Origin of the sequence: Streptomyces sp. NPDC096311 (genome assembly GCF_044763085.1) — a bacterium.
GTDB lineage: Bacteria > Actinomycetota > Actinomycetes > Streptomycetales > Streptomycetaceae > Streptomyces.
This window is the reverse complement of sequence record NZ_JBIWFN010000010.1, coordinates 208,447-231,662: the sequence shown is the minus strand read 5'-3', so window position 1 is coordinate 231,662 and position 23,216 is coordinate 208,447. Positions and strand designations below refer to the sequence as shown.

The following is a 23,216-nucleotide window of genomic DNA, read 5'->3' as shown; positions in this document are numbered from 1 at the left end:
GCCGGGGTTCAGGCCCCGGTGGCGAGGAGTTCGTCGGCGTGGGTGTTCGCCGGCTGGGGGGTGCCCGTGAGGTCGAGCACGAAGAGGGGGATCCCGAGGGCGTCGGCGCGGCGACGGGCGTCGTCCGCGTACCCGGCCAGGGAGAAGTAGACGCATCCCGTGGACTCCGACATGGCCGTCAGCCACAGGCACTCCACGTCGCGCAGTGTGGCCGGGCGGACGGTGGGGTCCACCTGCGCCAGCATGCCGCGGGCGGCGAGCCCGATGCCCGAGGGCGGGCGCTGGTCAGCCCTGCGGATGTCGCGGTAGCCGAGCCACCGCAGATACAGCGCAGCCGCCGTGACGGCGTCACGGGCGGTGCGGATGGTCACCGGCTGGAACACCGGGCGGGGGGCCGGGGTGGTGCGGGGCAGCGGGACGTGGTCGGGGATGAGAGGGCTGCCGGGTGTGGCAGGGGCGGGTGACGACCCTGCGGTACCGAGGGGTGGCGACTTTGTGGTACCGAGGGGTGGCAACCCGCTGGTACCGGGGGGCGGTGGCTCGGGGGTGTGGGGTGCCGCCTTGGTGTCCGGTTCCGTCTCCAGGTCCGCGGGGGCGCCGGTGCCCGGCACGACCTCCGCGCGCAGGGGGCGCAGCACCCCTCGTACCGGAATCCGCAGCATGGCTCCGCAGGGGCAGCCCAGTTCCGGATGGGGCCACTGGTCCGCGCGCCCACAGGTGTCGCAGGGGACCGTGACCCAGTCCTCGTCCCAGGTGCGGTGGGTGACCGGCGCGGGATCGGCGAGGCGGTCGAGCGGAGGCGTGACGGGGGCGCCGCACACGCACGGGTACGAAGGCGCGGCAAAGAGATGCTCGCGACGGCAGGCCGGACACCGCACCGGCACGCTCTCGGCCATGGCCCACTCCAGGACGTCACGTCGGGACAGCGTGTCCATCGTCCTCCAGGTGGCGGGCCCGCGGGAGCGAAACGCTCCGACAGCCCCCGCCCTTCCCTCCTGCGGATCCAGCCGGGTGTGCACCCTTGACGCTCTTCGGCACGCCACCTACATTATTTCCAGATAGTAGAAGTTAATTTCCGCAATGTGGAATTTCCGCACTGCGGAATCACCAGGAATCACCAGCTCTCCGAGGGGCGCGACGGGAGCGCGAATCCGACAGCCGAAGCAGGAGTACTCCATGGCTCGTATGACCGCTGCCCGCGCGGCAGTCGAGATCCTCAAGCGCGAGGGCGTCAGCGACGCGTTCGGCGTCCCGGGCGCGGCGATCAACCCGTTCTACGCGGCTCTCAAGGCCGCCGGGGGGATCAGCCACACCCTCGCCCGCCATGTCGAGGGCGCCTCGCACATGGCGGAGGGCTACACCCGCACCCACCCGGGCAACATCGGCGTCTGCATCGGTACGTCGGGACCCGCAGGCACCGACATGATCACCGGCCTCTACTCCGCGATCGGCGACTCGATCCCGATCCTGTGCGTCACGGGCCAGGCGCCGACCGCCGTGATCCACAAAGAGGACTTCCAGGCCGTCGACATCGCCTCGATCGCGAAGCCGGTGACCAAGATGGCGGTCACCGTGCTGGAGGCGGCCCAGGTTCCCGGCGTCTTCCAGCAGGCTTTCCACCTCATGCGCTCCGGCCGTCCGGGCCCGGTCCTCATCGACCTGCCCATCGACGTCCAGCTCACCGAGATCGAGTTCGACCCGGAGACGTACGAGCCGCTCCAGGCGTACAAGCCCGCCGCCACCCGCGCCCAGATCGAGAAGGCGATCGGGCTGCTGAACGAGTCCGAGCGGCCCCTGATCGTCGCCGGCGGCGGTGTCATCAACGCCGATGCCAGCGAACTCCTCGTGGAATTCGCCGAGTTGACGGGCATCCCGGTCGTCCCCACCCTGATGGGCTGGGGTGTCCTGCCCGACGACCACGAGCTGAACGCCGGCATGGTGGGCCTGCAGACCTCGCACCGCTACGGCAACGCGACCTTCCTGGAGTCCGACTTCGTCCTGGGCATCGGCAACCGCTGGGCCAACCGCCACACCGGCAGGCTGGACGTCTACACCGCGGGCCGCACCTTCGTCCACGTCGACATCGAGCCCACCCAGATCGGCAAGATCTTCGCCCCGGACTACGGCATCGCCTCCGACGCGAAGGCCGCGCTCGAACTGTTCGTCCAGGTGGCGAAGGAGCTCAGGGCGGAGGGCCGGCTGCCGGACCGCTCCGCGTGGGCCGCCTCCGCCCAGGAGCGCAGGGCGACCCTCCAGCGCCGTACGCACTTCGACGACATCCCGATCAAGCCGCAGCGCGTCTACGAGGAGATGAACAAGGCCTTCGGCCCGGAGACCCGGTATGTCTCCACCATCGGCCTCTCGCAGATCGCCGGCGCCCAGATGCTGCATGTCTACCGGCCCCGGCACTGGATCAACTGCGGCCAGGCGGGACCGCTCGGCTGGACGGTCCCGGCCGCGCTGGGCGTCGCCAAGGCCGACCCGGAGGCCTCCGTCGTCGCCCTCTCCGGCGACTACGACTTCCAGTTCATGATCGAGGAGCTGGCCGTCGGCGCCCAGCACCGGATCCCGTACGTCCACGTCCTGGTCAACAACGCCTACCTGGGCCTGATCCGCCAGGCGCAGCGGGCCTTCGACATCGACTTCCAGGTCAAGCTGGAGTTCGAGAACATCAACTCGCCCGAGCTCGGCGTCTACGGCGTCGACCACGTCAAGGTCGTCGAGGGCCTTGGCTGCAAGGCGATCCGTGTCACCGACCCGGCCGAGCTGGGCGCCGCCTTCGAGCAGGCCAAGAAGCTGGCCGCCGAGTACCGGGTGCCGGTCGTCGTCGAGGCGATCCTGGAGCGCGTCACCAACATCTCGATGTCCACGACGAACGACATCGGCAACGTCGTGGAGTTCGAGGAGATCGCGACCGAGCCGGGCCACGCGCCCACGTCCATCAGGACGCTGAAGGTCTGACGTACGCGTTCCTCGCGTACCGGTCGCGTACGGACCGGTCGCGCACGTACCAGGGGCGGTTCACCCTGTGGGTGAGCCGCCCCTCGTGCTGTTCCCCCGTGATCCCCCGTACCCCCGTCACGAGGCCCGCCGCCCCCGTGCCGGCGGGCCTCGTGTGCCGAGAATGTGCCCACCACCGGGGTGAGTTGAAGCCCCTGGGGGCGTGTTCAGAGCTTGATTTGAGGGTTGCGTAGCCGGCGTACGTCCTCTCGAGTACGTGTCCGGGGCGTGTTCTCAGTCGTCCGGGAGCTCGAGCTCCTCGAATCCCGGCCAGTGGTCGGGTCCGCCGCCCTGCCAGTCGATGATGTCGGTCTTGTCGACCTCGATCTCGTCCAGGTCGACCTCGGCCCGCCGCAGGATCTCGATGACGTCGTCGAGGTGATAGGCGACACCGAGCGTCTCGTCCCCCGCGGTGACCCGTCGCGAGCCGTCCAGTGCCGGGGCGTGCACGACGATGCTGGGATAGTCCATGCTTTCAGGCTGCTGCGCTCCGGCCGACTCCGCACCCCGGGAGCACACCGAGGCGCCGGGTACGTCAGTCCGTACCCGGCGCCTCGGTGCGTGACGGGGACCGCGGCGGCCGCGACGGAACCGGGGCGCCTTCCCTCAGGTCGAGAAGGGGGTCCCGGGACCTTCACCACCGCACTGGCTCACATCCGCCGCGGTCCTCGTCGTGCCCGCGTGCCACCGGCGACCACCCCTCATCCGGGTCGCTCGGGTCCTCGCGGGCCGCGCGTCACCGGGCCGACCTCCCGTCTGGCCCGGTGACGCGGTCAGGGGTCAGTCCTCGCGCAGGGCGTGGACCGCTTCCGCCACGCGCCGGCCGTACTCCGGGTCGGCGGCGTGGAAGTGGGCGAGGTTCTTCTCGACGACGTCGTCGCGGGAGACCTGTGCGAGGCCGTCGGCGATGTTGGCGATCAGCCGGGACCGTTCCTCGGCCGACATCAGGCGGTAGAGCTCGCCGGCCTGGAAGAAGTCGTCGTCCTTGGTGTGGAGGGGAGCCTCGTGGGCGCCGGTCCAGCCGGCGACGGCCAGCGGGGCCGACAGCGGGCGGCCGGTCTCGGCCGGGCCGCCGTAGGAGTTCGGCTCGTAGTTCTTGGCGGCGCGGCCCTGCGTGTTGGATGCCATGAAGCCGTCGCGGCCGTAGTTGTCCGCGGTCGTGGCCTTCGGCGCGTTCACCGCGAGCTGGGTGTGGTTGACGCCGAGGCGGTAGCGGTGGGCGTCCGCGTAGGCGAACAGCCGGCCCTGGAGCATCTTGTCGGGGGAGGGGCCGATGCCCGGAACGAAGTTGTTCGGGGCGAACGCGGCCTGCTCGACCTCGGCGAAGACGTTGTCGGGGTTGCGGTCCAGGACCAGTCGGCCCACGCGCTGGAGCGGGAAGTCCTGGTGCGGCCACACTTTGGTGAGGTCGAAGGGGTTGAAGCGGTAGTCCGCCGCGTCGGCCGCGGGCATGATCTGGACGTGGAGGGTCCAGGACGGGCGCACGCCCCGCTCGATGGCCTGGAGGAGGTCCGTCTGGTGGGAGTTCGGGTCCTTGCCCGCGATCTCCTGCGCCTGCTCGGTGGAGAGGCTGCGGACACCCTGGTTCGTCTTGAAGTGGTACTTGACGAAGAAGGCCTCACCTTCGGCGTTCGTCCACTGGTAGGTGTGCGAGCCGTAGCCGTTCATGTGCCGGTACGAGGCGGGGATGCCACGGTCGCCCATCAGCCAGGTCACCTGGTGCGTGGCCTCGGGGGCGTGCGCCCAGAAGTCCCAGACGTTGTCCGGCTCCTGCTTGCCCGTGAACGGGTCGCGCTTCTGGGAGTGGATGAAGTCGGGGAACTTGAGCGGGTCCTTGATGAAGAAGACCGGGGTGTTGTTCCCGACGAGGTCGTAATTCCCCTCCTCCGTGTAGAACTTGACCGCGAAGCCGCGTGGGTCGCGGACCGCGTCCGCGCCGCCCAGGTTGTCGGCCACGGTGGAGAAGCGCAGGAAGACCTCGGTGCGCTTGCCGACCGTGTTCAGGAAGTCGGCGTGGGTGAAGCCGGTGACGTCGTCCGTGACCTCGAAGTGGCCGTACGCGCCGGAGCCGCGGGCGTGCACCACGCGCTCCGGGATGCGCTCGCGGTTGAACCGGGCGAGCTTCTCCAGGAGGTGCTGGTCCTGGAGGAGGAGCGGGCCGCCTGCGCCGGCGGTGGCTGAGTTCTGGTTGTCGGCGACCGGAGCACCGGACTCGGTCGTAAGCACGCGCTTCGACATCGTGGACCTTCCATGCGAGGGGCAGCGGAAACCGACTTCCGCTTTGTGGAGCCTAGGTTTGGGGCGTTCCGAACGTCAACAGTTTGTTGAAGTGGGTTGGGTTCCGGGTGGCGCCACCGCTTGGGCGCGACAGGACAGGTGTCAGCGACGACACCACCCGGAAGTCTCAGAGCCACCCCGAAGCACTCGGGCCCGCGCTCGGCATAGCGGGCTGCGCCCGACGACGCATCCGGCCGCGCCCGACGTACGGGCCGCGCCGACCGTGTCCGGGCCGCGCCGACCGTGTCCGGGCCGCGCCCGTCGTGTCGGGCCGCGCCCGAGGTGCAGGGGCCGCGCCCGGTGTCCCGGGGCGGCGTCCGACGCCGTCAGGCCGTGCCGGTGTGCCGGGGTTGTGCCCGTCGTGTCGGGCTGGGCCCAAGGCGTAGGGGCCGTGCTCGGTGTATCGGGGCACGGGGCTGTGCCCCTCGTGCCGGGGCGGTGCTTGACGCGTCAGGCCGCTCCCGAGGTGTCAGGGCTTCGCCCCATGTGTCTCAAGTCCGCGGCCGACGCATCCGAGGCGCCAGGGCCGTGCCCGAGGTGTCGGGGTTGCGTCTGAACAAGCGGGCCCGTGCCTGGCGTGACGGAGTCGTGTCAGAGCTGGGCGCCCGAGAGGCGTTCCACGGAGCGGAGGAGGGCCGAGTGGTCGAGGCCGCCGTCGCCCTGGGCGCGCAGGGAGGCGACGAGCTGGGCGACCACGGCGCCCACCGGCAGCGCGGCTCCGACCGTGCGGGCGGCGTCCGTGACGATGCCCATGTCCTTGTGGTGCAGGTCGATGCGGAAGCCCGGCTTGAAGTCACGGTTCAGGAAGTTGTCCTTCTTCCGCGTCAGTACGGTCGAGCCGGCAAGCCCGCCGCCCAGGACGTCGAGCGCGGCCTTCAGGTCCACGCCGGACTTCTCCAGGAAGACCACGGCCTCGGCGCACGCCTGGATGTTCACGGCGACGATCAGCTGGTTCGCGGCCTTCACGGTCTGGCCGGAGCCGTGCGGACCGCAGAGCACGATGGTCTTGCCGAGCGCCTCGAAGAGCGGCTCGGCCTCGTCGAAGTCGGCCTGCTCACCGCCGACCATGATCGACAGCACGGCCTCGATCGCCCCGGCCTCGCCGCCGGACACGGGAGCGTCCAGAACCCGGATCCCCTTCGCGGCGGCCGCCTTCGCGAGGTCCACGGAGGTCTGCGGGGTGATCGACGACATGTCGATCAGCAGCGCGCCGGACCTCGCGTTCTCCAGGATGCCGTCGGGGCCGTAGGCGATGGCCTCGACCTGCGGGGAGGCGGGCACCATCGTGATCACCACGTCGGCGTCCCGCACGGCCTCGGCGATCGAACCGGCGGCCGTACCCCCCGCGGCGGCGAGACGCTCCAGCTTGTCCCGCTCCAGCGTGAACCCGGTGACGTCGTACCCGGCCTTGACCAGGTTCTCCGACATGGGGGAGCCCATGATGCCGAGACCGATCCAGGCGACCGCCGGGCGGGCCGGGCGGTTCGGGTGGGAAGAATCTGCAAGAGTGCTGCTCATGAGGGTGCCTCTCTGACTGCTGTGATACGTCGATGAGTTGCCGCTCAGCGGGCGGCTCGGGCCTCGGCCGGCAGCCAGTCGAAGGCCGCCGCGCTCGGGCGGTCGCCCGGCTTGTACTCCAGGCCGACCCAGCCCTCGTAACCGGCCTTCCTGAGACGGCCGAGCAGGTCCTCCAGGGGCAGGGTCCCGGTGCCCGGGGCGCCGCGCCCGGGGTTGTCGGCGATCTGCACGTGGCCGGTCTTCGCGGCATACCGCTCGATCACCGACGGCAGGTCCTCGCCGTTCATGGACAGGTGGTACAGGTCCATGAGGAACCTGGCGTTGCCCAGGCCGGACGCCTCGTTGACCCTGTCGACGACGGCGACTCCCGCCGGGGCGCTCACCAGGGGATACCGCGGTGACTCGGGCTGGTTGAGGGTCTCGATCAGGAGGATCGCGCCGCTCCGGTCGGCGGCCCGCGCCGCGAGGACCAGGTTCTCCAGCGCGAGCGCGTCCTGCTCGGCCGCCTCCACGCCCTCGACACGGTTGCCGTACAGCGCGTTGAGGGCCCTGCAGCCCAGCGACCGCGCGAAGTCGGCCGCCACGTCGATGTTGGCGCGGAACCGCTCCGACTCGGCGCCGGGTATCGACAGCGCGCCCCGGTCGGGGCCGGGCAGCTGTCCGGCGTAGAAGTTCAGCCCCGTCAGCCGGACGCCCGCGTCCTCGATCGCCTTCTTCAAGGCGCCGAGTTCGGACCGCTCGGGGGTGGGGGAGTCGACCCAGGGCCACCACAACTCGACCGCGGTGAAGCCCGCCGCGGCGGCGGCCGCGGGGCGCTCCAGGAGCGGGAGTTCCGTGAAGAGGATCGACAGGTTGACGCTGAAGCGTTGCTCGGTGGCTGTGCCCCATTCGGAACCCGGCATGTGGCTCGGCGCTCCCTTCCGTGTCGAGACGTTCGCCGGCGAGAGTCGAGACGTCATTGAATTCCGTATTGCGGAAGTTAGTTTCTGCTTAATGGAAGACTGCCGTCGGGTGTCGAGGCTTGTCAAGAGGGGGCTGCCGGGAAATCGGCACCGCGCAGTAGGTTGAGCGCGTGCGATTGAGAGTGGAGTTCACGACCGAGCCCTTCGACCTCGACGAGGCGCCCCCGCACGCGCTGGTCGCCCGCGAGGTCATCGAGGCGGCCGAACTGGACGCCGTGGACGTCGGCCCCTTCGGCAACACCGCCGAGGGGGACGCGGACGCGGTGCTCACCGCGGTCGACGCGCTGCTGCGCCGGGCTCTGGCGGCCGGCGCCACCAGGGTCTCGCTGCAGGTGAACGCGGTCGGGGAGGGCGATAAGTGACCGGTATCGGAGACGACCCCTTCATCGCGGCGGTCAAGCCGCTGGTCGACGCCATGGGGGGCGAGATGGTGGCGCCCGACCGGGCCGGCCCCGACGATGTCGTGCTCTCCTGGGAGGGTGCGGACGTGGTCGCCGTACGGCTGCCGCAGCTGGCCGACTCGCTCGATCACATCCTGGCCGCCCTGGAGCGCAAGCAGGGCAGGCCGCTGGCCGACCTCGACCGCAAGTCCAAGCAGGAGGTCGTACGGGTGCTCGAGGCCCGCGGAGCCTTCTCGGTGCGGCACGGCGTGGAGACGGTGGCGAGCGCGCTGGGCGTCAGCCGCTTCACCGTCTACAACTATCTGAACCGCGAGAAGGAGGCCTGAGCGCCGGGCTTCGGTGGTCGCCGCGCGCGGGGCGGCGGTTGTTACCTCGATTTTTCAACAAAGTGTTGACGTGGTGTTTCCGAGGGCGTTAGCTAGCCGCAGCCCGTCCAGCACAAGGCCACGGAGGCTTCCCGTGACTTCGAGTACGACACCCGGCGGCCTCGCCCGGTTCAACGCCCTGGAGGAGCGCGCGGCCCACGCCGCCCTCCATGAGGCGTGCGCGTCGACGGCCTGGGTGCGCACCCTGCTCACCCACCGCCCCTACACCACCCCCGACGACCTCTTCGCCGCGAGCGACGCCGCCATGGCCGCGCTGACCGCCGAGGACCTGGCGGAGGCGATGGCGGGGCACCCGCCGATCGGGCGGCCGAAGCCCGGGGACCCCACCTCCTCCCGGGAGCAGCGCGGCATGGCCGGCGCCTCCGCGGAGCTCAAGGAGGAGATGCTCGAACTGAACCTGGCGTACCAGGAGAGGTTCAGCCATGTCTTCCTGATCTGTGCCACCGGCCGGACCGGCGAGCAGATGCGCGACGCGGTCAAGGAACGGATCGGCAACTCGCCCGAGCAGGAGCGTGAGATCGTCCGCTCCGAACTGGGCAAGATCAACCGCATCCGGCTGGCCCGTCTCGTGGAGGAGGAGAACGTATGAGCACCGACACCACCGCATCCGTGTCCACGCACATCCTGGACACCAGCGTCGGACGCCCCGCCGAGGGCGTCGCCGTCCGGCTCGCGGCCCGTGGCGGCCGCACGGCGGACTGGCGGGAGTTCGGCGGCTCCGCGACCGACGCGGACGGGCGGTGCAAGGACCTCCCGGCGCTGCCGGAGGGGACGACCCACGTACGGCTCGACTTCGAGGTCGAGGCGTACTTCGAGAAGAAGCAAGCCGATGCGCAGCAGGACGCCCCCGCGAATCGGGACAGCGGTGCGAGCGGAGTGTTCTTCCCCGAGGTGACGATCACCTTCGCCGTCAGGCCGGGCGAGCATTACCACGTACCGCTGCTGCTCAACCCGTTCGGCTACTCCGTTTACCGAGGGAGCTAGCAGAAATGACTGACAATTCCCACCGCGGCCGCCCTGTGATGCTGGGACAGAACCAGTACGGCAAGGCCGAGAACCGCGTCGTGAAGATCACCCGCGACGGCGCGACGCACCACATCAAGGACCTGAACGTGTCCGTGGCGCTGAGCGGCGACATGGAAGAGGTCCACTACTCGGGCTCCAACGCGAACGTCCTGCCGACGGACACCACCAAGAACACGGTGTACGCCTTCGCCAAGGAGTACGGCATCGAGTCCGCCGAACAGTTCGGCATCCATCTCGCCCGGCACTTCGTGACCTCGCAGGAGCCGATCAAGACCGCGCGCATCCGCATCGAGGAGTACACCTGGGAGCGCATCGAGACCTCCGACGCCAACTCCAGGTTCATCGGCGCCGACGACGTCAAGCACTCCTTCGTGCGCAAGGGCCAGGAGACCCGGGTCACCCAGATCACCTATGACGGCTTGTCGTGGGAGGTCATCTCGGGGCTGAAGGACCTCGTCGTGATGAACTCGACGAACTCCGAGTTCTGGGGCTACGTCAAGGACAAGTACACGACGCTCCCCGAGGCGTACGACCGCATCCTGGCCACCCAGGTCTCCGCCCGCTGGCGCTTCAACTGGACCGGCGACGAGCAGAAGATGCCCAACTGGGAGAAGTCCTACGACCAGGTCAGGAAGCACATGCTCCAGGCCTTCGCGGAGACCTACTCCCTGTCGCTGCAGCAGACCCTGTACCAGATGGGCTCGCGGATCATCGAGAACCGCAGCGAGATCGACGAAGTGCGCTTCTCCCTCCCCAACAAGCACCACTTCCTGGTCGACCTCAAGCCGTTCGGGCTCGAGAACGACAATGAGGTGTACTTCGCGGCCGACCGGCCCTACGGACTGATCGAGGCCACCATCCTGCGCGACGGCTGCGAGCCGCACATCCCGGTGGACCTCACCAACCTCTGAGCCACCCTCTGGGCCGGCCTCTGCCCCCACCTCTGCGCCGGCCTCCGAGGCCTCGGCGAAGGCCCCTCCTTCGGCACCCGTGGCGTCGACAGCCGCGGCACTCAAACCTCCTAGGGTCCTGCCGTGCCCACCCCTCGAAACGAAGAAGGACGCACCATGGCAGCATCGGCAGAAAACCGGCGCATCGTCATCGAGAACTGTGCGATCGCGACGGTGGACGCGGGCGACACCGAGTACGCGTCGGGCCATGTCGTCGTCGCGGACAACCGCATCGAGTCGCTCGGCGCGGGCAGGGCCCCGGAGGGCCTGGAGAACGTCGTACGCCGTATCGACGCCACGGGCCACCTCGTGACCCCCGGCCTGGTCAACACCCACCACCACTTCTACCAGTGGATCACCCGCGGCCTGGCCACCGACCACAACCTCTTCAACTGGCTCGTCGCGCTCTACCCGACCTGGGCGCGGATCGACGAGCAGATGGTGTCCGCCGCCGCGCAGGGCTCCCTCGCCATGATGGCCCGTGGCGGTGTCACCACCGCCATGGACCACCACTACGTCTTCCCGCAGGGCTCCGGCGACCTGTCCGGCGCCATCATCCGGGCCGCCCGCGGGATGGGCGTCCGCTTCACCCTCGCCCGCGGCTCCATGGACCGCAGCGAGAAGGACGGCGGGCTGCCGCCGGACTTCGCCGTCGAGACCCTCGAAGGCGCCCTCGCCGCCACCGAGGCGACCGTCGACGAGCACCACGATCCCTCCTTCGGCGCCATGACCCAGGTGGCCGTCGCACCCTGCTCGCCCTTCTCCGTCTCCACCGAACTCATGCGTCAGGGCGCCGAGTTGGCCCGCCGCAAGGGCGTACGACTGCACACGCACGGCTCGGAGACCGTGGAGGAGGAGCAGTTCTGCAAGGAACTGTTCGGCATGGGCCCCACCGAGTACTTCGAGTCCACCGGCTGGCTCGGCGAGGACGTGTGGATGGCGCACTGCGTCCACATGAACGACTCCGACATCGCCGCCTTCGCCCGTACGAAGACCGGTGTCGCCCACTGTCCCTCGTCCAACGCCCGTCTCGCGGCCGGTATCGCCCGCGTCCCGGACATGCTCGCGGCCGGCGTCCCGGTCGGCCTCGGCGTCGACGGCACCGCCTCGAACGAGTCCGGTGAACTCCACACCGAACTGCGCAACGCCCTCCTCATCAACCGCCTCGGCGCCCATCGCGAAGCCGCCCTGAACGCCCGTCAGGCGCTGCGCCTGGGTACCTACGGTGGCGCCCAGGTCCTGGGCAGGGCGGCGGAGATCGGTTCCCTGGAGCCGGGCAAGCTCGCCGACCTCGTGCTGTGGAAGCTGGACACCCTCGCGCACGCCTCGATCGCCGACCCGGTGACCGCGCTGGTCTTCGGCGCGGCGGCCCCGGTCACGCTCTCGCTCGTGGGCGGCGAGCCGGTGGTGGAGAACAGCCGGCTCCTGCACGTCGACGAGGACGCCGTCGCCCGCGCCACGCGGGAAGAGGCACAGCGCCTCGCGCGGATCGCCGCGGGGGCCTGACCCACCGAAAGAACTCCGGCCGAGGGGGACGGCCCTCGGCCGGTAGCCGTGGACCCGAGCGCGTCCATGGCGGCCGTCTCCGGGGCGTGCATGGACGTGCGCGCCCCGGAACGGTCACCTTTGCCCCTTTTGGGGGGCTCCGTCCCTCGGTCCCGCACGACCGCGCACCACCTCCTGAAACCCACGTCAGAGCCGACGTGTTACCCGCCCGGAGGAGCCGCCGTGACCGCCCACCCCGTCGACGAGAAACTGCCCGCACTCAAGATGGCCACCACGGGCCTGCAACACGTGGCCGCCATGTACGCCGGAGTCGTCGCCCCACCCCTGATCGTCGGCGCCGCCGTCGGTCTGTCCCCCGCCGAGCTGACCTTCCTCACCGGCGCCTGCCTGTTCACCGCGGGCCTCGCCACCTTCCTCCAGACCCTAGGCCTCTGGAAGATCGGAGCGCGGCTGCCGTTCGTCAACGGCGTCACCTTCGCGGGCGTCGCCCCCATGACCGCCGTCGCCGCCTCCACCAAGGACAGGTCCGACGCCCTGCCGATCATCTTCGGCGCGGTCATGGTCGCGGGCGTCCTGGGCTTCGTGGCGGCCCCCTTCTTCAGCAAGGCCGTCCGCTTCTTCCCGCCCGTCGTCACCGGCACCGTCATCACCCTCATAGGTGTCTCGCTGCTGCCGGTCGCCTTCGGCTGGGCGCAGGGACCCGATCCCGCGGCGCACGACTACGGTTCGCCGACCTACCTGGGCCTCGCGGCGGCCACGCTCGTGCTCGTGCTGCTGCTGCGCCGCTTCACCCGCGGTTTCGTCAAGCAGATCGCCGTGCTGCTCGGCCTGGTCATCGGCACGCTGGTGGCGATCCCGTTCGGTGCCACGGACTTCGGTCCGGTGACCGACGCGGACGTGGTCGGCTTCCCGACGCCGTTCCACTTCGGCGCCCCGCAGTTCCAGCTCGCCGCGATCCTCTCGCTGTGCGTGGTCATGGTGGTCTCGATGACCGAATCGACCGCGGACATGCTGGCGTTGGGCGAGATCGTGGAGCGTCCGGCCGACGAGCGGACCATCGCGGCGGGCCTGCGCGCGGACACCCTCGGCTCGGCCCTCAGCCCGCTCTTCAACGGCTTCATGTGCAGCGCCTTCGCGCAGAACATCGGGCTGGTCGCGATGACGCGGATCCGCAGCCGGTACGTCGTCGCCACCGGCGGCGGTTTCCTGGTGCTGATGGGCCTGTGCCCGATGGCAGCGTCGCTGATCGCCGTCGTACCGCGCCCGGTCCTCGGCGGGGCGGGCGTCGTCCTGTTCGGCTCGGTCGCGGCCAGCGGCATCCAGACCCTGGTCAGGGCCGGCCTGGAGAAGGACAACAACGTCCTGATCGTCGCGGTGTCGCTGGCCGTCGGGATCATCCCGATCACCGCGCCGGACTTCTACCACGCGTTCCCGCAGACGGCGCGGATCGTCCTGGACTCGGGGATCTCCACGGGGTGCGTGGCGGCCGTCCTGCTCAACCTCGTCTTCAACCACCTGGGCCGAAACCGGGACGACGACGAGGTCACGGCCCCGATGGAGCCGGGCGAGGAGATCTCGGACCGGCGCACCGGTCCCGGCCCCGCGGTGGTGGGCGCGTAGCGGGCCGGGCCCGGCCCCGCACCCCGGGGCCGGGTCTCGGTCTCAGCCGATGTGGTAACTGTCCCCGTACACCTTCCAGTTCAGTGGCGGATCGAGATTCAGGTTCCGCTTCTGCAGGAACACCCGCTGCTCGGTGTCGACCCGGGTCGTGTCGGAGTGGGCCTCCTCCTGCTTCATCGCCCAGACGCGCGCGTCGAGGAAGGCGTTCAGATACGTCACCTCGTTGCCGCCCTGGGCCGGCGGCTTGGCCTTGGCCAGGGCACGCCTGCGGATGTTGCTGAAGCTGGTGCTGTCGCCGCCGTCGCCGTGCATCACGATGGCGTCGTAGTAGGTGAACTGGCCGAGGACGCCGATGCCGTCGGTCTTGCCCTGGGCGACGGCGGGGTTGAAGTAGACCCGGTCCCGCTCGTCGTTCTGGGCCTGCTGGAACGCGGTGTCCTGGGCGGCCTTGCGCCAGTCGGCGGGGAAGCCCGGGTCCAGGCCCTGGTGTGAGTCGCCGCCGTTCACCTTGCGCAGGGCGGGCAGGTACTTGGCGAGGACGTTGCCCGGCTTGCGCTGGGTGTACAGCTCGACCAGGTCCAGCATGTCGCCGGTGCCCGAACAGAAGCCGATGATGCCGGCCGTGTAGCCGCGCCCGTCACCGATGTCCTCGATGTACTTGTACTGCGCCTTCCAGTCCAGCGAGGAGTTCTCCGCGCTGGAGACCAGCTTCATCGCGATCTCCTTCTTCGCCGGGTCGTCCAGACCGCCGGAGGCGGCGGCCTGGGACTGGGTGGCGAGGAGGGGGCCTGCCACCAGCGAGGCTCCGATCAGCGTGAGCAGGGTGCGCCGTGAGGTGTGGAGCTGGGGACCTGTGTGGGGGGTGTGCACGGTACCTCCGATGAGGGGAGTGTTGCGTCCACGTACTGTTAGGAAAGTTTCCTACCAGAGATTGGAGGCGGCGTACACCCGCTGGGCGACGCCGAGTTGGCGCTCCCTTTACGGCTGCCGGGTGCCCCTGGGGCAGGGGGTGGGCGCGCAGTCCTGGTCAGGACCGGCCGCGAGGGGAAAGGTGGGTCATCAATCGCTCGGGCCGGGCGGAGGAGATGTGCGGGACGTGTCCCCGCCCCGGCCGCAGGATCGCCGCCGCCAGGACCAGGGCCGCCAGTGCGATCCCCGTGGCCACCGTGAACGCCAGCCGGTAACCGTCCGCCAGGGCAGTCGCGGCCCCCTCACCCCTGCCGGTCAGACGCTCCGTACGACTTGCCGCCAGCGTCGTCAGCACGGCCAGCCCCAGCGAACCGCCCACCACCTGCGTGGTGTTGAAGAGTCCGGAGGCCAGTCCCGCGTCCTCCTCCCGGGCGCCCGTCATGGCGAGCCCCGTCACCGCGGGCATCGCGGCCGCGAAACCGGCGGCGAGCAGCAGCATCGCCGGCAGCACGTCGGCGACGTACGAGCCGTCGGCCGGGGCCCGGCTCAGCAGGCCCATGCCCGCGGTGATGAGGACGAGCCCGGCGAGCAGCACCCGGTACGGACCGAACCGGGCGATCGTCCGCGCGGACAGGGTCAGCATCAGCACCCCGATCGCGATCGGCGCGGGGAGGAACGCGGTGCCGGTGGCCAACTCGCTGTACCCGAGGACGCGTTGGAGGTAGAGCGCACCGATGTACTGGAAGCCGAACATCCCCGCGATCATCAGGATCTGCACCCCGTTGGCGCCGCTCAGGGTGCGGGAGCGGAAGAGCCGCAGCCGCAGCAGCGGACGGGCGGCCCGCGCCTGACGCAGGAAGAAGCCGACGTAGAGGCCGAGCGAGACCACGGCCAGCGCGAGCGTGGTCCCCGGATTCCGGTCGCCGGCGCCGACGATCGTGTACACCGTCAGCATCAGCGCGCCCGTGACCAGTGCCGCGCCCGGATAGTCGGCGCCCTTGCCGAGCCCGACTCCCTGGTCCGGGGCGAGGATCCGGATCGCGGCGAGCCACGCGACCACTCCAATCGGCAGGTTGATCAGAAAGATCCAGTGCCAGCCGGCCGTCTGGGTCAGCGCCCCGCCGAGGAAGGTGCCGAGCGCCCCGCCCGCCGCGCCGACCGCGCTGAACACCGCGATGGCGCGGGCCTGTTCACGCGGTTCGGGGAAGAGCGCGACCAGCATGCCGAGGACGACGGCCGAGGTCATCGCCCCGCCGACACCCTGCAGGGCGCGGGCCGCGACCAGCAGGCCCCGGTCGGTGGCGACCCCGCACAGCACGGACGCCGCCGTGAACACCACGAGCCCGGCGGCGAACATCCGCCTGCGTCCCACGAGGTCCCCGAGCCGGCCCACGAGCAGCAACAGCCCCCCGAACGGGATCAGATACGCGTTCACCACCCAGGCGAGACCCGGCCCCGAGAACCCCAGATCACTCTGGATCGCGGGCATCGCGACGGTGACGATGTTCCCGTCCAGGATCGTCATGAGGGTGCCCGCGCACAGGACGACGAGCGAGGCCCAGCGGGAGTACGGTCGGGGGACCGGCGGCTCGGACGGTGACTCGGCCCGGAACGGCATGACGACGACCTCCATGTATGCGACCACGTGTACGACGCGCTTCCATAGGTGCACGACTTGTAACGGGGTACATCGTGAGTGACCATGGAGATCGGCATAAGGAGGCACCTCAATGTCCCAAGGGAACACCGGTGTTACCCCGCAGGTCGTGCACGCGCAGGCGTGCCCCGTCCGCGAGGTTCTTGACAGGGTCGCCGGAAAATGGAGCGTGCAGATCATCGTGGCCGCCGCGCACGGCCCGATCCGCTTCACCGAACTGGAGCGCAGCATCGACGGCATCAGCCGCCGCATGCTCACCCTGACGCTGCGCAATCTGGAGCGCGACGGGCTCCTCACCCGTACCGTCCACCCGATGGTCCCGCCCAAGGTCGAATACGAACTCACACCGGTGGCCACCGAGTTGCACGCCACCCTGCTGTCCCTGACGGACTGGGCGGAGCGGCACCGCGTCACGATCGCCGAGTCGCGCGCGGCCTACGACGCCCAGCACAGCCCGGAGCTGCTGGACGTGTAGACCGCGCCACGCGGGTGGGCTCAGAGGCCGAAGACGCCCGGATCGGTGGCCAGCGCGCGGAAGTACACGCGGGGGTCCGCGACCAGCCTGCGCTCCTTGAGGTCCAGCAGCCCACCCACCGCGGTGAACTCGGCGGCGACCGTGCCGTCCGCCTTCCGTATCGTCTGCCCGATCCGGTAGGTCTTGCCCTCACCCCAGGTGAACGCGCAGGTCACCTCTGTCCGGTCCCCCGCACGCAACTCCCGCAGATAGCGGATGGTCGTCTCCAGGGTCACCGGTCCCACACCCTTGGAGACCAGATCGGTCTGGCCTATCCCGGCCGCATCGAGTAAGCACCAGCGGGCGTGTTCGGCATACTGCAGATACACGCTCTGGTTCAGATGTCCCTGGGTGTCGGTCTCGTACCCGCGAACGGTCACGGGCACGGAAAACGGCTCAGCCACAGCATTCCCATCTTCGATCGTGTGTACGACGGCCGGAACGGACGCCACTCTACTGAGGGGTGGAAGGGAATCGAGGGACCTCACGCCCGCCGGGGTGAGGCAAGCACATACCGCGCTCCCGTACGCGGCTCCGTGTGCTCGCCGACCTGCCAGCCCGCCTTCTCCAGCGTGGCCGCGCAGGCCCGCAGCGCCTCGGCGTCCGACTCGCGCACGGCGACGGCCTCGGGCTGCGGAGTCGCCCGCACGCGATAGCCGGGGCCCTCCCCTGCCGCGGGGCGGTGCCCGGCGGCTTCCAGGGCGAGTGCGGCGGCCTGCACGAGATGCGTACGTTCCCATCCGCACGGGCGGTCCACCGCCCCGTCCCGATGGGTCATCCGCCGCAGCTCCAGCAGCCCCTGCCAGGCACTGTGCACCTCGCGGGTGCGGGAGGGGCCGCCCATGGCGTTCTCTTCGCCGCCGATCCGCGCGGCGAACACGCCCGAGTCGGAGGGGGCGGCGGGAGACTCAGGGGCTGCCGTCGGCTCGGGCGCCTCCCGTATCCGGTGCCCGGCGGGCGTCAGGAAGTGGTCGTGCGGCGGCCGCGGATGCCGGAAGGCGAGCCCCCGCTTCACCAGCGCGGCGAGCTGCGCGTCCGTCCCCTTCAGCCGCCCGGTCACCGGATCCGCCGCATCGATGACACTCCGCTGCGCGACGGTCGGCGGTCGTGTCATGACGGCACCCCTTTCCGTACCTCGGCCGCGGCGCACTCGAAGACTACGACGGGGGTCTGACATTCCATCCGGCCACGACATGCCGCCGATGCTCGGTGCTCAGCCGGCTCACCGTCCCGGTGGCGAGCTGGAACAGCGCGCCGTCCGAAGCCCGCAGCCCCAGCCGCCGCGCGGTCAGCACCCGCAGAAAGTGCCCGTGGGAGATCAGGACGACACTGCCCTCCGCCTCGGCGAGTGCCGCGTCGACCTTGGCGAGCATCCGTTCCGCCCGTGCCCCGACCTGCTCCGGGCTCTCCCCGGGGTGCTCCGGAGGTCCCGGCGCGACCCCGTGGTCGAACAGGAACCAGTCGGGCCGGGTCCGGTGGATCTCCACGGTCGTGATCCCTTCGTACCCGCCGTAGTCCCACTCGCGCAGGTCCGCGTCGACCCGCGCCCCCTCGAGCCCGGCCAGCCGCGCCGTCTCCCGCGCCCGCTGCATCGGGCTCACGAACGCCGCCGCGATGGGGTGCGAGGCGACCAGCGGGGCCAGCCGCCTGGCCTGCTCGCGGCCGTTCTCCGTCAGCGGTATGTCGGTCGATCCGGTGTGCCGTCCGGACAAGGACCACTCGGTCTCGCCGTGCCGCACGAGGAGCAGGTCACCCATGGCCGACACCCTTCTCCGCTCCTGTCACTCCTTCCGTACGGTGTCATCGCCCCCGGCGGTGCGCAGGTCGGAGTGCGCCATACGGCGGCCTACTGTCGATACCCGCCCAGGAACCGCCCGATCCGGCTGATCGCCGCGTCCAGGTCGTCGGCGTGCGGGAGGGTGAGAATGCGGAAGTGGTCGGGGCGGGGCCAGTTGAAGCCGGTGCCCTGGACGACCTGGATCTTCTCGCGGAGGAGGAGGTCCAGGACGAACTTCTCGTCGTCGTGGATCTTGTGGACCTCGGGGTCGATGCGGGGGAAGGCGTACAGCGCGCCCTTGGGCTTGACGCAGGAGACGCCCGGGATCTCGTTGAGCTTCTCCCAGACACGGTTGCGCTGTTCGTGGAGGCGGCCGCCGGGAGCGGTCAGATCGTGGATGGACTGGCGGCCGCCGAGCGCGGCCTGGATGGCGTACTGGGCGGGCGCGTTGGGGCACAGCCGCATGGAGGCCAGCATGGTCAGGCCTTCCAGGTAGTTGCGGGCGTGCTGCTTGGGGCCCGTCACCACCAGCCAGCCCGAGCGGAAGCCCGCCACCCGGTACGTCTTGGACAGGCCGCAGAAGGTGAGGACCACCAGGTCGGGGGCGAGCGCCGCGGCCGAGTGGTGGACCGCGTCGTCGTACAGGATCTGGTCGTAGATCTCGTCCGCGAAGACCATCAGGCCGTTCCGGCGGGCGAGGTCGAGGATGCCCTCGATGATCTCCTGGGGGTAGACCGCGCCGGTCGGGTTGTTGGGGTTGATGATGACGACCGCGCGGGTGCGGTCGGTGATCTTCGACTCCATGTCGGCCAGGTCCGGGTACCAGTCGGACTGTTCGTCGCAGAGGTAGTGGACGGCCTTGCCGCCCGCCAGGGTCGTGACGGCCGTCCAGAGGGGGAAGTCCGGGGCGGGGATGAGGACTTCGTCACCGTCCTCCACCAGCGCCTGGACCGCCATGGAGACCAGTTCGGAGACGCCGTTGCCGAGGAAGACGTCGTCCACGCCGACCTCGAGGCCCCGTTCCTGGTAGCGCTGGGCGACCGCGCGGCGGGCGGAGAGGATGCCGCGCGAGTCGGTGTAGCCGTGCGCCTGCGGCAGCATCCGGATCATGTCCTGGAGGATCTCCTCCGGTGCCTCGAAACCGAAGGCCGCGGGGTTTCCGGTGTTGAGGCGCAGCACGCTGTGGCCTGCCGCCTCCAGTGCGTCGGCCTGCTCGATCACCGGGCCGCGGATCTCGTAACAGACCTCGCTGAGCTTGCTCGACTGCCGGAACTCCATGCGCTGTGCCCTCCGGTTCGTGGTGTTGCTTGGTTTTACCAAGTGAGTGCTTGGAAAGTCCAACAACATGTCTAGACTGCGTCGCATGTCACCTCGCCGAAGCTACGACCAGTACTGTTCCGCGGCCCGAGCGCTCGACGCCGTCGGTGACCGCTGGACCCTCCTGATCGTCCGCGAGCTGCTCGGCGGCCCGCGCCGCTACACCGATCTGCACGCGGATCTGCCGGGCGTGAGCACGGACGTCCTCGCCTCCCGGCTCAAGGACATGGAGCGCGACGGACTGACGACCCGGCGCAGGCTGCCGCCGCCGGGCGCCGCGTACGTCTACGAACTCACCGGCCGGGGACGGGAGTTGCTGCCCGTGCTGCAGGCGCTCGGCGAGTGGGGCGCACACTCGCTGGGTGAGCGCGGGGCCACGGACGCCGTACGGGCGCACTGGTTCGCGCTGCCGCTGCTGCGGGGCCTCGCGGGGGAGGGCGCCGAAGGGCTGGTCGAAGTCCGCCTGGAAGAGGGGGAGTTCCATGTGTGGCTGGGCGCCGGGGAGGGGCCCGTGTACGGAGACGGGCCCGCCCCTGAGGAGCCGGACGTCCGGTTGAGCCTGGACACCGGAACCTGCACGGAGGTGAGCCGCGGGATCTCGACCGTGCTGGACGCGGTGCGTGCGGGACGGATCGAGGTCACGGGGGAGAGCACCCTCGCCAAGGTGCTGCGCGGGGAGTGACGCCGCTACGGTCCCCGTAGCCGCCGCGTGCCGCTCGCGCCAGACACTTCCAGCGCGTTCGAAAACATTGCGGGCGGCGGGGCGGCGGCCACAGGGTGACTCGCATGCGTATCAAGAAGCCCCTGACGGTGCTGTTCAGCGCCGCGGCGCTCGCCGTCGGCCTCGGAACCACCGCCGCGCCTTCCGCGTCCGCTGCGAGCAGTTGCTGGTACAGCGGGAGTCACTGGTGGTGCAATAACCGCTCCGGCGCCCCGGTCTACGGCTACAAGGACCTGGCCCGGTTCTACCCGGACTCCAGCCGCATCGTCGGCCACATGTACTCCAACCCCAGCTGGTTCGAGTGCCGTTACGACGGCGGCAACCCGGACGAGTACGTGGGCGGCCCGCATCCCTACCGCTGGGAGTGGACCGAGGCCGACAACGGGCAGTACGGCTGGATGAAGGACACCGCCATCGGCAGCGAGACCAACACGCTTCCGGCCTGCTGGTAGCCGGGGCACACCTCTCGCCCCCCAGCACCTCACCGGACCGGAACCCGGGCGGGGGACGAGGCCCGCCGTGCCGAGGGGGCACGGCGGGCCTTCGCCGTCACGGAGCCGTCACGGACGCCCTACGTGCGCCTACGCACCCGGCGGCACCCGGGAAGGCCGTCCCGACCCCCGGGTCAGTGCGTACCCGCCGATGCCCGCGAGCGCCGCGAGGATGCCGCCGATCGCGGTCCACACCCAGCGGTCGGACCACCAGCCGGAGGACCAGCCGTCGTCGGGCTCGATGGACGACAGGGCGGCCGTCGACGAACCGGAGCCGGAGTCGGACTTCCCGGCGCTCGTCGCGATGCCCGGCACCAGCGGCTTCGCCAGCGAACCGTCCACGGCCGCCGACCCGCCGATGTCCTTGGAGTCGACCTTGACCTCGGCCCCGACCGGCAGACCCAGGTCGGAGGCCTGCAGCCCGGTGACGGTCAGCCGGACGTAGTACGTGCCCGGCAGCGGGTCGTTGGCCCAGGTCTCCGACCAGGAACGGACCGTGCGCAGGGTGCAGGCCAGTTCCACGGAGGCCGCGTCCTGCGCCGCCGTCCGTGTCTGTGCCCCGTACTGGCAGGCCTGGCGGCGCCGCAGCCCGTCGTAGACGTCGAGCTGCCAGGTCTGGCCGGCGTGCCGCGTGGCGGCCTCCGGCAGCTTCACCGTCGCCTTCACGGTGGGCCGCTGCCCGGCGTCCGCGGGGAACGACCAGTACAGGTAGTCGCCCGTGGACCCGCTGGCGGTGGCCTGCCGGCCCTGCTCGATCTCGGTCGCCGTACGGAACGACGTGCCGGCCTGGGTCGGCGCGGCGCTGTCGCCCGAGGGGCTTGCGGAGGGTGAGGAGTCGGCCGCGGCGGGTGCCGCGGCGATCCCGAGCAGCAGCAGGGCGGTGCTCAACACTCTTGTGACACGCATCAGTTGGTCCTCCAGACCGCGATCCGCAGGCGCGAGACCCAGCCCCACAGCACACCCGCCAGGAAGCCGGTGAGCACGAGGGCGCCGAGCAGCCACCAGCCGCGGCCGAGGCCGAAGGAGGCCACGTCGCTCGCCTGGTCCGGCCCGTCCACGACGTCGACCGTCAGTTCCACCGGCATGCCCGGCGTCGTCTTCACGCCGCTCGCCGCCGAGAAGGAGTTGGACACCTGGAGACACACGGTCTCGGCGGGGGCGTTCTCGTCGTCGCTGTCGGCCTTGGGATAGCGCAGACCGGTCGAGATGACGTCGGTACGGCCGTTGCCCGCCGCCTCGCCGCGCACGATCTCACGTCCGTGCACGGTGACGGCGCGCAGCAGCACCCCGTAGTCCGGGTTGACCTCGCGGTCGGCCGCGACGCTCACCGAGGCGCGCAGCTCCTGGCCCGGCTTGACGTCCACGCGGTAGTAGCGGTGCTGCCCGAACTCCTCGCGGTCCGTGTACAGCCCGGACTTCAGCGTCGGGGCACTCGTGCAGGCGGTGGCGCCCGCCACGGCGACCGGCGTCACCACCGGGTCGGCGGCGCGCTCCACCAACTGACCGACACGGTCGGTGAGTTCTTCCTTGTGCTGGACCGAGGTGTACGTGCCCCCGGTCGCGTCCGCGATGCAGCTGAGCTGGTCGCGGGTCTTGGCGTCGGGCACGAGCCCGAGGGTGTCGATGGTGAGCCCGATGCCCTTGGCGGCGATCTCGCGGGCCACCTCGCACGGGTCGAGCGGCTGGCAGGTGTCCTCGCCGTCGCTGATCAGCACGATCCGCCGGGTGCCGTTGCCGCCGTCGAGGTCGTCGGCCGCCTTGAGCAGCGCGGGACCGATCGGCGTCCAGCCGGTGGGCGTGAGCGTCGCGACGGCGGTCTTCGCCTCGGTGCGGTCCAGCGTGCCCACCGGGTACAGCTGGGCGGTGTCCTTGCAGCCCGTCTTGCGGTCGTTGCCGCGGTAGTTGGCGCCGAGGGTCCGTATGCCGAGCTGGACCTCCTCGGGTGTCGCGTCGAGCACCTCGTTGAACGCCTGCTTCGCCGCGGACATGCGCGACCCGCCGTCCATGTCGCGCGCCCGCATCGAACCGCTGACGTCCAGCACGAGTTCGACCTTGGGAGCGGCCTGCTCCGCCGTTTCGTCGGCGACCGCTCCGGTCGGGAAGGCGATCCCGGCCGTCAGGGCGGCGAGCAGGGCGCAGACTCCTGCCGCCAGCCGTTGTCTTGTGATCATCGCAGGATCCTAT

24 protein-coding genes are annotated in these 23,216 nt (G+C 70.4%); 11 read left to right on the top strand and 13 right to left on the bottom strand.

All coding sequences use genetic code 11. The features are described 5' to 3' along the window. Nucleotides 1–8: 8 nt before the first annotated feature. A complete protein-coding gene (locus ACIRA5_RS26065) occupies nucleotides 9–896 on the bottom strand; it encodes a hypothetical protein (RefSeq protein ID WP_403694479.1) in 888 nt (295 codons plus the stop codon). Nucleotides 897–1,176: 280 nt separating this feature from the next. On the opposite strand from ACIRA5_RS26065, the gene gcl reads away from it, so the two are divergent. Further along, entirely contained in the window at nucleotides 1,177–2,961 is a 1,785-nt protein-coding gene (gene gcl / locus ACIRA5_RS26060; RefSeq protein WP_403694163.1) for a glyoxylate carboligase, read from the top strand. Between the two features lie 273 nt (nucleotides 2,962–3,234). Here gcl and ACIRA5_RS26055 read toward each other — a convergent pair whose 3' ends face one another. The 4 genes from ACIRA5_RS26055 to ACIRA5_RS26040 all read right to left on the bottom strand — a co-directional run bounded on the left by ACIRA5_RS26055 (nucleotide 3,235) and on the right by ACIRA5_RS26040 (nucleotide 7,697). Further along, nucleotides 3,235–3,471 (bottom strand): hypothetical protein, encoded by a 237-nt coding sequence (locus ACIRA5_RS26055; RefSeq protein WP_403694161.1) that lies wholly within the window; start codon nucleotides 3,469–3,471, stop codon nucleotides 3,235–3,237. A 309-nt stretch (nucleotides 3,472–3,780) separates the two neighbouring features. Next, the gene (locus ACIRA5_RS26050) at nucleotides 3,781–5,238 is read right to left on the bottom strand and encodes a catalase (protein ID WP_403694159.1); all 1,458 of its coding nucleotides are present in this window, start codon (nucleotides 5,236–5,238) and stop codon (nucleotides 3,781–3,783) included. 630 nt (nucleotides 5,239–5,868) lie between these two features. Then, nucleotides 5,869–6,795, bottom strand: coding sequence for a 2-hydroxy-3-oxopropionate reductase (locus tag ACIRA5_RS26045; RefSeq protein ID WP_403694157.1), 927 nt, complete (start codon nucleotides 6,793–6,795; stop codon nucleotides 5,869–5,871). Nucleotides 6,796–6,839: 44 nt separating this feature from the next. Beyond that, complete coding sequence (locus ACIRA5_RS26040) at nucleotides 6,840–7,697, bottom strand: TIM barrel protein (protein WP_403694156.1); 858 nt, start codon at nucleotides 7,695–7,697, stop codon at nucleotides 6,840–6,842. A 170-nt stretch (nucleotides 7,698–7,867) separates the two neighbouring features. On the opposite strand from ACIRA5_RS26040, the gene ACIRA5_RS26035 reads away from it, so the two are divergent. The 7 genes from ACIRA5_RS26035 to ACIRA5_RS26005 all read left to right on the top strand — a co-directional run bounded on the left by ACIRA5_RS26035 (nucleotide 7,868) and on the right by ACIRA5_RS26005 (nucleotide 13,646). Then, on the top strand, nucleotides 7,868–8,119 hold the full coding sequence (locus ACIRA5_RS26035; protein WP_054237051.1) for a hypothetical protein: 252 nt from the start codon (nucleotides 7,868–7,870) through the stop codon (nucleotides 8,117–8,119). Continuing rightward, nucleotides 8,116–8,484 carry a helix-turn-helix domain-containing protein gene (locus tag ACIRA5_RS26030; RefSeq protein ID WP_403694155.1) on the top strand — a complete coding sequence of 123 codons (369 nt, stop codon included), beginning with the start codon at nucleotides 8,116–8,118 and terminating at the stop codon, nucleotides 8,482–8,484. Before ACIRA5_RS26035 ends, ACIRA5_RS26030 begins: the two co-directional genes overlap by 4 nt. A 133-nt stretch (nucleotides 8,485–8,617) precedes the next feature. Further along, complete coding sequence (gene uraD / locus ACIRA5_RS26025) at nucleotides 8,618–9,133, top strand: 2-oxo-4-hydroxy-4-carboxy-5-ureidoimidazoline decarboxylase (protein WP_403694153.1); 516 nt, start codon at nucleotides 8,618–8,620, stop codon at nucleotides 9,131–9,133. Then, the gene (gene uraH / locus ACIRA5_RS26020; protein ID WP_352044525.1) at nucleotides 9,130–9,528 is read left to right on the top strand and encodes a hydroxyisourate hydrolase; all 399 of its coding nucleotides are present in this window, start codon (nucleotides 9,130–9,132) and stop codon (nucleotides 9,526–9,528) included. The genes uraD and uraH overlap by 4 nt, the downstream gene beginning before the upstream one ends. A 5-nt stretch (nucleotides 9,529–9,533) precedes the next feature. After that, nucleotides 9,534–10,481, top strand: coding sequence for a factor-independent urate hydroxylase (pucL, locus tag ACIRA5_RS26015; RefSeq protein ID WP_403694151.1), 948 nt, complete (start codon nucleotides 9,534–9,536; stop codon nucleotides 10,479–10,481). Between the two features lie 156 nt (nucleotides 10,482–10,637). After that, nucleotides 10,638–12,026, top strand: a complete 1,389-nt coding sequence (locus ACIRA5_RS26010; protein WP_403694149.1) for an 8-oxoguanine deaminase — start codon at nucleotides 10,638–10,640, stop codon at nucleotides 12,024–12,026. Between the two features lie 222 nt (nucleotides 12,027–12,248). Then, nucleotides 12,249–13,646 carry a nucleobase:cation symporter-2 family protein gene (locus ACIRA5_RS26005; protein ID WP_403694147.1) on the top strand — a complete coding sequence of 466 codons (1,398 nt, stop codon included), beginning with the start codon at nucleotides 12,249–12,251 and terminating at the stop codon, nucleotides 13,644–13,646. Between the two features lie 42 nt (nucleotides 13,647–13,688). On the opposite strand, the gene ACIRA5_RS26000 is transcribed toward ACIRA5_RS26005, so the two are convergent. Both ACIRA5_RS26000 and ACIRA5_RS25995 read right to left on the bottom strand, forming a co-directional pair. Beyond that, nucleotides 13,689–14,516, bottom strand: a complete 828-nt coding sequence (locus ACIRA5_RS26000) for a chitosanase (RefSeq protein ID WP_403694145.1) — start codon at nucleotides 14,514–14,516, stop codon at nucleotides 13,689–13,691. 157 nt (nucleotides 14,517–14,673) lie between these two features. Beyond that, on the bottom strand, nucleotides 14,674–16,080 hold the full coding sequence (locus ACIRA5_RS25995; protein WP_403694477.1) for an MFS transporter: 1,407 nt from the start codon (nucleotides 16,078–16,080) through the stop codon (nucleotides 14,674–14,676). A gap of 205 nt (nucleotides 16,081–16,285) precedes the next feature. Here ACIRA5_RS25995 and ACIRA5_RS25990 point away from each other — a divergent pair, with 205 nt between their 5' ends. Then, nucleotides 16,286–16,687: a winged helix-turn-helix transcriptional regulator gene (locus ACIRA5_RS25990; RefSeq protein ID WP_403694143.1), complete on the top strand. Its 402-nt coding sequence runs from the start codon at nucleotides 16,286–16,288 to the stop codon at nucleotides 16,685–16,687. Between the two features lie 20 nt (nucleotides 16,688–16,707). On the opposite strand, the gene ACIRA5_RS25985 is transcribed toward ACIRA5_RS25990, so the two are convergent. From ACIRA5_RS25985 to ACIRA5_RS25970, 4 genes are all read right to left on the bottom strand, one after another. Beyond that, on the bottom strand, nucleotides 16,708–17,130 hold the full coding sequence (locus ACIRA5_RS25985) for an acyl-CoA thioesterase (RefSeq protein WP_351306670.1): 423 nt from the start codon (nucleotides 17,128–17,130) through the stop codon (nucleotides 16,708–16,710). A gap of 80 nt (nucleotides 17,131–17,210) precedes the next feature. Continuing rightward, nucleotides 17,211–17,840, bottom strand: coding sequence for a hypothetical protein (locus ACIRA5_RS25980; RefSeq protein ID WP_403694141.1), 630 nt, complete (start codon nucleotides 17,838–17,840; stop codon nucleotides 17,211–17,213). Between the two features lie 43 nt (nucleotides 17,841–17,883). Next, a complete protein-coding gene (locus ACIRA5_RS25975; RefSeq protein WP_403694139.1) occupies nucleotides 17,884–18,483 on the bottom strand; it encodes a histidine phosphatase family protein in 600 nt (199 codons plus the stop codon). Nucleotides 18,484–18,572: 89 nt separating this feature from the next. Next, a complete protein-coding gene (locus ACIRA5_RS25970; RefSeq protein ID WP_403694138.1) occupies nucleotides 18,573–19,781 on the bottom strand; it encodes a pyridoxal phosphate-dependent aminotransferase in 1,209 nt (402 codons plus the stop codon). Nucleotides 19,782–19,866: 85 nt separating this feature from the next. On the opposite strand from ACIRA5_RS25970, the gene ACIRA5_RS25965 reads away from it, so the two are divergent. Both ACIRA5_RS25965 and ACIRA5_RS25960 read left to right on the top strand, forming a co-directional pair. Further along, complete coding sequence (locus ACIRA5_RS25965) at nucleotides 19,867–20,502, top strand: winged helix-turn-helix transcriptional regulator (protein ID WP_403694136.1); 636 nt, start codon at nucleotides 19,867–19,869, stop codon at nucleotides 20,500–20,502. 104 nt (nucleotides 20,503–20,606) lie between these two features. Then, a complete protein-coding gene (locus ACIRA5_RS25960) occupies nucleotides 20,607–20,993 on the top strand; it encodes a hypothetical protein (protein WP_403694134.1) in 387 nt (128 codons plus the stop codon). Nucleotides 20,994–21,122: 129 nt separating this feature from the next. On the opposite strand, the gene ACIRA5_RS25955 is transcribed toward ACIRA5_RS25960, so the two are convergent. Then, the gene (locus ACIRA5_RS25955) at nucleotides 21,123–21,938 is read right to left on the bottom strand and encodes a hypothetical protein (RefSeq protein WP_403694132.1); all 816 of its coding nucleotides are present in this window, start codon (nucleotides 21,936–21,938) and stop codon (nucleotides 21,123–21,125) included. Next, complete coding sequence (locus ACIRA5_RS25950) at nucleotides 21,938–23,203, bottom strand: VWA domain-containing protein (RefSeq protein WP_403694131.1); 1,266 nt, start codon at nucleotides 23,201–23,203, stop codon at nucleotides 21,938–21,940. The genes ACIRA5_RS25955 and ACIRA5_RS25950 overlap by 1 nt, the downstream gene beginning before the upstream one ends. Nucleotides 23,204–23,216 lie beyond the last annotated feature (13 nt).

Coding starts and splice junctions, on each gene's coding strand:
- ACIRA5_RS26065 (WP_403694479.1), bottom strand. CDS start 896: ATGGCCGAGAGCGTGCCGGTGCGGTGTCCGGCCTGCCGTCGCGAGCAT.
- gcl (WP_403694163.1), top strand. CDS start 1,177: ATGGCTCGTATGACCGCTGCCCGCGCGGCAGTCGAGATCCTCAAGCGC.
- ACIRA5_RS26055 (WP_403694161.1), bottom strand. CDS start 3,471: ATGGACTATCCCAGCATCGTCGTGCACGCCCCGGCACTGGACGGCTCG.
- ACIRA5_RS26050 (WP_403694159.1), bottom strand. CDS start 5,238: ATGTCGAAGCGCGTGCTTACGACCGAGTCCGGTGCTCCGGTCGCCGAC.
- ACIRA5_RS26045 (WP_403694157.1), bottom strand. CDS start 6,795: ATGAGCAGCACTCTTGCAGATTCTTCCCACCCGAACCGCCCGGCCCGC.
- ACIRA5_RS26040 (WP_403694156.1), bottom strand. CDS start 7,697: ATGCCGGGTTCCGAATGGGGCACAGCCACCGAGCAACGCTTCAGCGTC.
- uraH (WP_352044525.1), top strand. CDS start 9,130: ATGAGCACCGACACCACCGCATCCGTGTCCACGCACATCCTGGACACC.
- pucL (WP_403694151.1), top strand. CDS start 9,534: ATGACTGACAATTCCCACCGCGGCCGCCCTGTGATGCTGGGACAGAAC.
- ACIRA5_RS26010 (WP_403694149.1), top strand. CDS start 10,638: ATGGCAGCATCGGCAGAAAACCGGCGCATCGTCATCGAGAACTGTGCG.
- ACIRA5_RS25995 (WP_403694477.1), bottom strand. CDS start 16,080: ATGACGATCCTGGACGGGAACATCGTCACCGTCGCGATGCCCGCGATC.
- ACIRA5_RS25990 (WP_403694143.1), top strand. CDS start 16,286: ATGTCCCAAGGGAACACCGGTGTTACCCCGCAGGTCGTGCACGCGCAG.
- ACIRA5_RS25980 (WP_403694141.1), bottom strand. CDS start 17,840: ATGACACGACCGCCGACCGTCGCGCAGCGGAGTGTCATCGATGCGGCG.
- ACIRA5_RS25975 (WP_403694139.1), bottom strand. CDS start 18,483: ATGGGTGACCTGCTCCTCGTGCGGCACGGCGAGACCGAGTGGTCCTTG.
- ACIRA5_RS25970 (WP_403694138.1), bottom strand. CDS start 19,781: ATGGAGTTCCGGCAGTCGAGCAAGCTCAGCGAGGTCTGTTACGAGATC.
- ACIRA5_RS25965 (WP_403694136.1), top strand. CDS start 19,867: ATGTCACCTCGCCGAAGCTACGACCAGTACTGTTCCGCGGCCCGAGCG.
- ACIRA5_RS25960 (WP_403694134.1), top strand. CDS start 20,607: ATGCGTATCAAGAAGCCCCTGACGGTGCTGTTCAGCGCCGCGGCGCTC.
- ACIRA5_RS25955 (WP_403694132.1), bottom strand. CDS start 21,938: ATGCGTGTCACAAGAGTGTTGAGCACCGCCCTGCTGCTGCTCGGGATC.
- ACIRA5_RS25950 (WP_403694131.1), bottom strand. CDS start 23,203: ATGATCACAAGACAACGGCTGGCGGCAGGAGTCTGCGCCCTGCTCGCC.